Here is a 7,653-nt window from a genome sequence, read left to right on the forward strand (position 1 = left end):
CCCCAAGCGCCAGGTCGATGCCGTCGTCACAATGGCGTGGATTTGCGGCCAAGGGTAGAGCGCGCTATCTGGAAGGAAGAAAAACATTTCCCGGGGAGGTATGGATGGCTTCACGCTATCACGAGGTCTATGAAGGCTGGAAACGCGATCCGGAACAATTCTGGGCGGATGCGGCCGGCGCCATCGACTGGTATTCGCCCTGGGACAAGGTGTTCGACGCCAATGCCGGTGTCTATGGCCGCTGGTTCACCGGCGCCACCTGCAACACCTGCTACAATGCCATCGACCGCCACGTCGCCGGCGGGCGCGCCGACCAGATCGCGCTGATCCATGACAGTGCGATTGCCGGAACCGTGAAAAAGTTCACTTATGCCGAGCTGAAGCGCGAGGTCATCGCGCTGACCTCGGTGCTGAAGAACCGCGGCATTCGCAAGGGTGACCGCGTCATCATCTACATGCCGATGGTGGCCGAGGCGGCCATCGCCATGCTCGCCTGCGCCCGCATCGGCGCGGTGCATTCGGTGGTCTTCGGCGGCTTCGCCTCGCATGAGCTTGCCACCCGCATCGACGATGCCAGGCCGAAGCTGATCATTTCGGCATCCTGTGGCCTGGAGCCAGGCCGCGTCGTTGCCTACAAGCCGTTGCTCGACAAGGCGATCGAGATCTCCCGCCACAAGCCGGACGCCTGCCTGATCCTGCAGCGCGACCAGTTGCGATGCGAGTTGAAGGAGCATTTCGACATCGACTACGCCGATGCCGTCGCCCGCGAACGGGCAGCAGGCGCCAATGTCGACTGCGTGCCGGTGCTTGCCACCGATCCGCTCTACATCATCTACACATCGGGCACGACCGGTCAGCCCAAGGGCATCGTGCGCGACAATGGCGGCCATATGGTCGCGCTGAAATGGACGATGGAAAACGAGTTCGGCGTCAAGCCGGGCGAGGTGTTCTGGGCGGCATCCGATGTCGGCTGGGTGGTCGGCCATTCCTACATCGTCTACGGACCGCTGCTGCATGGCTGCACCAGCATCCTGTTCGAGGGCAAGCCTGTCGGCACGCCCGATGCCGGCACCTACTGGCGGGTGATAGCGGAGCATGGCGTGGTCGCGCTGTTCACCGCGCCGACCGCATTCCGCGCCATCAAGGGGCAGGACCCGAAGGGCGAGTTCATTGCCAAACACGACCTCTCGAAGTTCCGCACGCTGTTTCTTGCCGGCGAGCGCGCCGACCCGGAAACCATCAAATGGGCGGAGCAGAAGCTGAATGTGCCTGTGGTCGACCATTGGTGGCAGACAGAGACCGGCTCGCCGATGACGATCAATCCCGCCGGGCTTGGCCTGCTGCCGGTGAAATACGGCTCGCCCGGCGTGCCGATGCCCGGCTACGACATCCGCGTGCTCGACGATGCTGGCCATGAGGTGAAGCGCGGCACGCTGGGCAATGTGGTGATCAAACTGCCGCTGCCGGCCGGCTGCCTGCCAACGCTGTGGAATGCCGATCAACGGTTCCGCCAGGCCTATCTCGACGAGTTCCCCGGCTTCTACAAGACGGCGGATGCCGGCATGGTCGACGAGGACGGCTATCTCTACGTCATGGCCCGCACCGATGACATCATCAACGTCGCCGGCCACCGGCTGTCGACCGGCGCCATGGAAGAGGTGCTTTCGGCCCATCCCGATGTCGCCGAATGCGCGGTCATCGGCATTGCCGACGCCATGAAGGGCCAGGTTCCGCTGGGCTTCGTGGTGCTGAATGCGGGTGTGACCCGCGATATCGGCTCCATCGAGAACGAGGTGGTCGGCCTGGTGCGCGAACGCATCGGCCCGGTCGCCGCCTTCAAGACGGTGGTGACGATCAAGCGCTTGCCCAAGACGCGATCGGGCAAGATCCTGCGCGGCACCATGCAGAAGATCGCCGACAAGGAGGAATGGGCCATGCCGGCAACCATCGACGATCCGGTCATCCTCGACGAGATCACTGCGGCGCTGAAGGAGCGCGGAATCGGACTTTGAGCCACTGAAGGGTGGGCCGCGGACGACCTTTTCGATCGGCAAGCAATACTTTTATTGTGCGACGCAGCAATGCACCCTAAAGTCGTTCGCGGGGGGCCATCGACAAAGGTCGCATGGCTCAGCAGAAGATTACATTTGGCGGCGTCGACATCCTGCGCTTTCTCGCCGCCGTCATGGTCATGGTCTACCACTATGGCTTCTGGGTGTGGGCGTATCCTGACGGTGTTTCGGCGCGCGCCACGGGCGGCGTTCCCCCGCAGCCGGCAATAGGCGCCTGGGTCGAATCCGGCTGGGTCGGCGTCCAGATCTTCTTCGTCATCAGCGGCTTCGTCATCGCCTTCAGCGCCGAAAGGTCGACACCCCTGCGGTTTTTCGAAGCCAGGGTGAAACGGCTGGCGCCGGCCGTGTGGATCTGTGCGCCGGTCACTGCGGCGGTGCTTTTGATCGTCGGCCTCAGCTGGCCGACCGATGCCGTCGTCAGGCTCGTCCGCACCGGCCTGTTCGCCCCTTACGCGCCATGGGTGGACAGCGTCTACTGGACGCTCGGCATCGAGATCGCCTTCTATGCCGTCGTCTGGACCTTGCTGCGGCTCGGCCGCTTCCATCTAATGGAAATTGTGGCGCTCGCCATCGGCCTGGTCAGCGCGCTGTTCTGGTGCCTCTACTACCCGCTCGACTGGGCCGACCTTGCCGAAACACGCACGCTCGACCTGCTTCTGGTGCATCACGGCGTGTTCTTCGCCACCGGCGTCATGCTGTGGCTGATGCGCTTCAAGGCGGTGACAGCCGCCCGCCTAGCCTTCTGCGCCCTGTTCCTGGCCGGTGGCGTGCTGCAGATCGCCAGTTCGGTCGACGTTCATATCCTGAAGGTCGGGCGTGATATGCCCTTCGCCCCGCCGATCCTCATCTTCCTCATAGGCATCGCGCTGATGGCGTGGTCGCTGCGGCTCGACCTCTCCTGGAGCGGCTGGCGTCGGATCGGGCTGATGACCTATCCGCTCTACCTGCTGCACGATGTCGTCGGCGCGGCCCTGCTCGGCATCCTGGTCCGCGCCGGTCTGCCGCATCTGTTCTCGATGGCGGTCGTCGGCGCGACGATGATCGCGGCAAGCTGGCTAGTGGCGACCGAGGCCGAACCACGCATCCGGCTGCTGCTCGACCATACCGTTTTCCGTTATCGGCTCAAGGCAGCCTGACGACGGTCCGGCAGACCGGCCCGGCCGCCGACCTAAAGCATGTCGCGCCTGAGCGGATTCAGGCCCACTCCAGGCCTTTGTTCCACGGATCGCTCTCCCAAAACGGAGCTCACTTCCGAGCGACATGCATTGGCGGTGCCGACCCGGCGCAGCTACATTTTCCACGATTGCGGAATTCTTCGTTTCGGGCATGATAACAGGCACTTATGCGTTCGGCATGAGAGCTTGCCTCGAGACGCCCGGCACGTGACCCTGTTCCAGCGAAAACCCCGCATCGCGGCGCGTCCGCGCCTCGATATCGATATGCAGGACGCTGTCGTCTATGCGATCGGCGACGTGCATGGCTGCTACAAGGAACTCCGCGCGCTAGAGCAGAAGATCCTGCTCGATTCGCTGCGCTTCCAGAGCCGCAAGATCATCGTCATGCTTGGCGACTACATCGACCGGGGGTTTCAGTCGGCGCGGGTGCTCGATCACCTCCTGGCGCCGCCGCCGAAAGGATTTCAGCGCATTTGTCTTGCGGGCAACCACGAAGTGGCAATGCTGAACTATCTCGACGGAAATCTGTCCCGCGAACCCTGGCTGGCGACGGGCGGCCTGCAAACCCTGTTTTCCTATGGCATCGATCCGGCGCGCCTCACCAGCCTCTACGGGAGCAGCGCGCAGATCGACCGGCGCATAAGGGAGATCATTCCGGACGATCACGTCAGCTTCCTGCGCGGGCTGCCGATCATGGTCCGTTCGCGGAAGTTCGTGTTTGTCCACGCCGGCATCAGGCCCGGCGTCGACCTTGCGGCGCAAACCGACCATGACCTGATCAACATCCGTTCGGACTTCTTCGAGGCAACGCACCTGCTCGACCGCTGGGTGGTGCACGGGCATACGCCGGTGGATGTCCCGAAGCTCGAAGGGCGCCGGCTCGGCATCGACACGGCCGCCTTCCAGAGCGGACGCCTGACCGCCGTCAGGATCGCCGACAAGCAAGGCAGGCTGATCTTCTCCTGACGCGCAACGATATTCAGGTGTGCTGGCCTGAAGATCGATACACTTCAGAGTGGACCCACTCGACGTCAGACCGGCGCCTTGCCGCGCACTTCCGACTTTTCCAGATAGTAGCTCGAATATTTATCGAAGAATTTTTCCGAGCCGCCGAACGATCCGTATTTGGCCAGTTTCTTCAAATCGACCTTGTTCAGCACCGCGCCGACGATCTTGTTGGCGACATAGGGTTCGGATTCCAGCATCGACCTGACCATCGCGCGCGGGGTGCGCCCCCACTCGGTGACCAGTACAAAACCGTCGACCAATGGCGCGAAGGCCTTGGCGTCGACCACCGGTCCGAGCGGCGGCAGATCGACGACGATGTATTCGAACGTCTCCTTGGCGTTCTCGATGAAGCGCCGCATGCCGGCCGAGGAGAGAAGTTCGCTGGTATGCGAGAAGTGACCGCGCAGCACCGCCGGGATGATCGCCAGCTTCGTCTGCCTGTCGATCTTGCCGACGGACTGCCAGGTCTGGCCGCCGACCACCGCTTCCATCAAGCCCTGCTCGGTTTCCATGCCAAGGCCTCGGCTGAGGCCGGGATTGCGCAAGTCGCCGTCGATCAGCAGCGTCTTGGAGCCATTGGCGGCAAGCAAGCCGGCGAGATTTGCCGCGACCGTCGACTTGCCCTCGCCGGGAAGCACCGAGATGATGCCGATGACGCGGCTGCCTTGCCCTTCCATCACGACGTCGAAGGCGATCTTGGCGCTGCGCAGCGTTTCGGAGAACATCGAGGCTGGAGAATCGATGCTGACCCGCATGCGCGCCCGCTTTTCGGCTGAAGACAGCGATTGGGTGGTCTTGGCGTCCACCTGGGTCTCGCCCGGCTTTTCTTCCTTGCCGAGCTTGCCGCCGATCGTCGGCAGGTAGCCGAGGAATTTGAGGTTGACGCGGTCGCGCACGTCCTCGCCGGTCCTGAAGAAGCGTTCGTTGAACTCGTTCAGGCCACCAAAGCCGGCGCCCATCAGCAGGCCAAGCACCAGCGAAAGTCCGAGCACGACGATGGTGCGCGGGCTTGAGGCCGTCATCGGCATCGACGCGTCCGAGATGATGCGGATCTTGCCGACCGGGAAGGACTGCTGCTGCGCGGCTTCCTCGTAACGACCCAGGAATGTCTGATAGAGCGTGGTGAGCGCCGTCGCCTGCTGATCGAGTTCACGCAGCTTGACTTGCGTCTGGTTGTCGACGGAACTCTTGCCTTGCGCGGCCGCGACGTTGGCCCTGAGCGCGGTCTCGCGTGCCTGCGCCACCTCATATTCGTTGCGATAGCTTTCGGTCAGCTGCTTCAGCTCGCCGAAAATCTGCGTCGATATGTCGGCCTTCTCCTTGGAGAGAGCCACCGCCTGCGGGTGCTCGGGGCCGAAATTCGCCTCGACGTCCTGCAGCCGCTTGGCCACTGTGAGGTAGCGGGTCTTGAGCGCCGATATGACCGAGCTGCTTGGCTGGTCGCTCGATATGGCGGCATCCTTGAAAGCGTTTTCGGAGCCGCTGTCGACGATGGCCTTGTACTGCTGGTAGCGGGCGCTGGCGCGTGCGGTGTCGGCCTGCGCCACGATAAGCTGGGCGTTGAGGTCGGAAAGCTGCTTGTCGCTCATCAGCTGGCCATCGCTGTTGGCGGCCAGCCCATGTTCGGCCCTGAATTTCTCAACCGCGAGCGAAGCTGCCTGCGAGCTCTGGCGCAGCTCCGTCAACCGGCCCTGCAGCCAGACCGCAGCCCGCTCGGTGGCATCGAAGCTGGCATCGAGCTGATCGGCGAGATAGGCATCGGCATAGGCCTTGGTGATGGCGTTTGCCAAGGCCGGATCCGTCGCCTGATAGCCGAGCGCGATGACGTAGCTTCGGCCGACGCGTTCCGCCCGGATCTCGTTCTGCAGCTTAAGGATCGCGTAGTCGCGGCGCGACGTGGCGATCAGCGCATCGCGGGCGGCCGGGTCGAGCTTGCTGAAGTCAGCGCCACCCGGCATGGAAGAGCTGGGGCGGACATACTGGATCAGGCCGCGGATGAGGCCTATGCCTTGGGCAAGCGCCGACTGGGGCGGATTCATGAACGTGTCGTTCTGGTCGAGCTTCAGCTTGTCGACGACCACGGCGGCAAGCCGCGTCGAGGTCAGGATCTCGATCTGGCTCAGGATGGCGGAATCGGTCTGCATGGTTGTCGACGTCGCCGAAATGTCGTCGACGATCTTGTTCAAGCCCTCGTCGATCAGCACGCTGGCGATCGACTGATATTTGGGCGGCGTTGTCTGCAAATAGAGCAGGCCCAGGAAGAGACCGATGACGGCACACACGGCAACCACCTTGGCCTGCCGTGCGGCCATGCCAAGCAGCCGCTCGATATCGATGAAGTCTTCGCCGTCTCCTGCGTCCGAATTCGGCAATGGCATCCTCTTGTCGAGAGGAAAGTTGGCATAATTCATCTTCGGTCCAATTCTAGAGCCGGTCCTATTCCGATTGATCGCAATTGGCTCTATCTTACTGTTTCAACATGATCTTTTCCGGAAACCGGGACCCACTTTCAGGGATCATGCCTTGGCTTGCAGGCGCCTCGAAGATCGGGAGCATCGCCAGAGCAATGCAAGCGTCGTGCCAGACGGAGAGAACCTGCCGGCCCCTCTTCGCCGGCCATCTGACGATACTCCCGAAAGATGGGCATTATGCGGCTTCTTCCTGGCGTTCATGCGACCGGACGAACTCCTGAAGCATCTCGAAAACCGGACCCTTCATGTCGTCGCGCGCCAGCGCGAAGGCGATGTTGGCCTGGATGAACCCTTCCTTGGAACCACAGTCGAACATGCGGCCGAGAAAAGGCTGGGCGAAGAACGGCTGATCCTTCGACAGACGAACCATGGCATCCGTCAGTTGAATCTCGTTGCCGGCGCCGCGCTGCTGATTGCCCAGGAGCGCGAAAATCTCGGGCTGCAGGATGTAGCGGCCGTTGATGTAGAAGTTCGAAGGCGCATTGGCCGGCGCCGGCTTCTCGACCATGGCCGTCACCTCGAAACCGCCGCCGATCTCGGCGCCACGGCCGACGATGCCGTATTTGTTGGTCTCGCTGGGTTCGCAACGCTCGACGGCGATCACGTTGCCGCCCGTGCGCTCATAAAGCTCGACGGTTTCGGCGAGGCATCCGCGACCGCCGAAGGACACCATGTCCGGCAGCAGCAAGGCGAAGGGCTCGTTGCCGATAACCTCGCGCGCGCACCAGACGGCATGGCCGAGGCCTTGCGGGGATTGCTGGCGGATGAAGCTGGTGGCGCCGGCCACAGGCAGCATGCTTTCGAGCGCCTCCAGCTGGGTCTTCTTGCCGGTCTGCTCCAGGGTGCCGATCAATTCCGGATGCAGGTCGAAATAGTCCTCGATCACCGCCTTGTTGCGACCGGTCACGAAGACGATGTGTTCGATGC

Annotated in this window: 5 protein-coding genes; 3 read left to right on the forward strand and 2 right to left on the reverse strand. The window is 62.8% G+C overall.

The window, feature by feature from the left end; all coding sequences use genetic code 11:
* Positions 1-104: 104 nt before the first annotated feature.
* The 3 genes from EN949_RS05335 to EN949_RS05345 all read left to right on the forward strand — a co-directional run bounded on the left by EN949_RS05335 (position 105) and on the right by EN949_RS05345 (position 4,213).
* Positions 105-2,012, forward strand: a complete 1,908-nt coding sequence (locus EN949_RS05335; protein ID WP_127370852.1) for a propionyl-CoA synthetase — start codon at positions 105-107, stop codon at positions 2,010-2,012.
* 113 nt (positions 2,013-2,125) lie between these two features.
* Positions 2,126-3,208: an acyltransferase gene (locus EN949_RS05340; RefSeq protein WP_024501824.1), complete on the forward strand. Its 1,083-nt coding sequence runs from the start codon at positions 2,126-2,128 to the stop codon at positions 3,206-3,208.
* A gap of 246 nt (positions 3,209-3,454) precedes the next feature.
* Positions 3,455-4,213: a metallophosphoesterase family protein gene (locus tag EN949_RS05345; RefSeq protein WP_013528097.1), complete on the forward strand. Its 759-nt coding sequence runs from the start codon at positions 3,455-3,457 to the stop codon at positions 4,211-4,213.
* A gap of 65 nt (positions 4,214-4,278) precedes the next feature.
* On the opposite strand, the gene EN949_RS05350 is transcribed toward EN949_RS05345, so the two are convergent.
* Entirely contained in the window at positions 4,279-6,666 is a 2,388-nt protein-coding gene (locus EN949_RS05350; protein ID WP_024501825.1) for a polysaccharide biosynthesis tyrosine autokinase, read from the reverse strand.
* Between the two features lie 235 nt (positions 6,667-6,901).
* A partial coding sequence (locus tag EN949_RS05355) for a UTP--glucose-1-phosphate uridylyltransferase (RefSeq protein WP_164782476.1) occupies positions 6,902-7,653 on the reverse strand: 752 nt, incomplete at its 5' end.

It is taken from the genome of Mesorhizobium sp. M7A.F.Ca.US.007.01.2.1, assembly GCF_003998165.1.
Lineage (GTDB): Bacteria > Pseudomonadota > Alphaproteobacteria > Rhizobiales > Rhizobiaceae > Mesorhizobium > Mesorhizobium ciceri.

What these genes read in the sequence shown, in the direction of transcription:
- EN949_RS05335 (WP_127370852.1), top strand. Translation starts at nt 105, where the DNA reads ATGGCTTCACGCTATCACGAGGTCTATGAAGGCTGGAAACGCGATCCG.
- EN949_RS05340 (WP_024501824.1), top strand. Translation starts at nt 2,126, where the DNA reads ATGGCTCAGCAGAAGATTACATTTGGCGGCGTCGACATCCTGCGCTTT.
- EN949_RS05350 (WP_024501825.1), bottom strand. Translation starts at nt 6,666, where the DNA reads ATGAATTATGCCAACTTTCCTCTCGACAAGAGGATGCCATTGCCGAAT.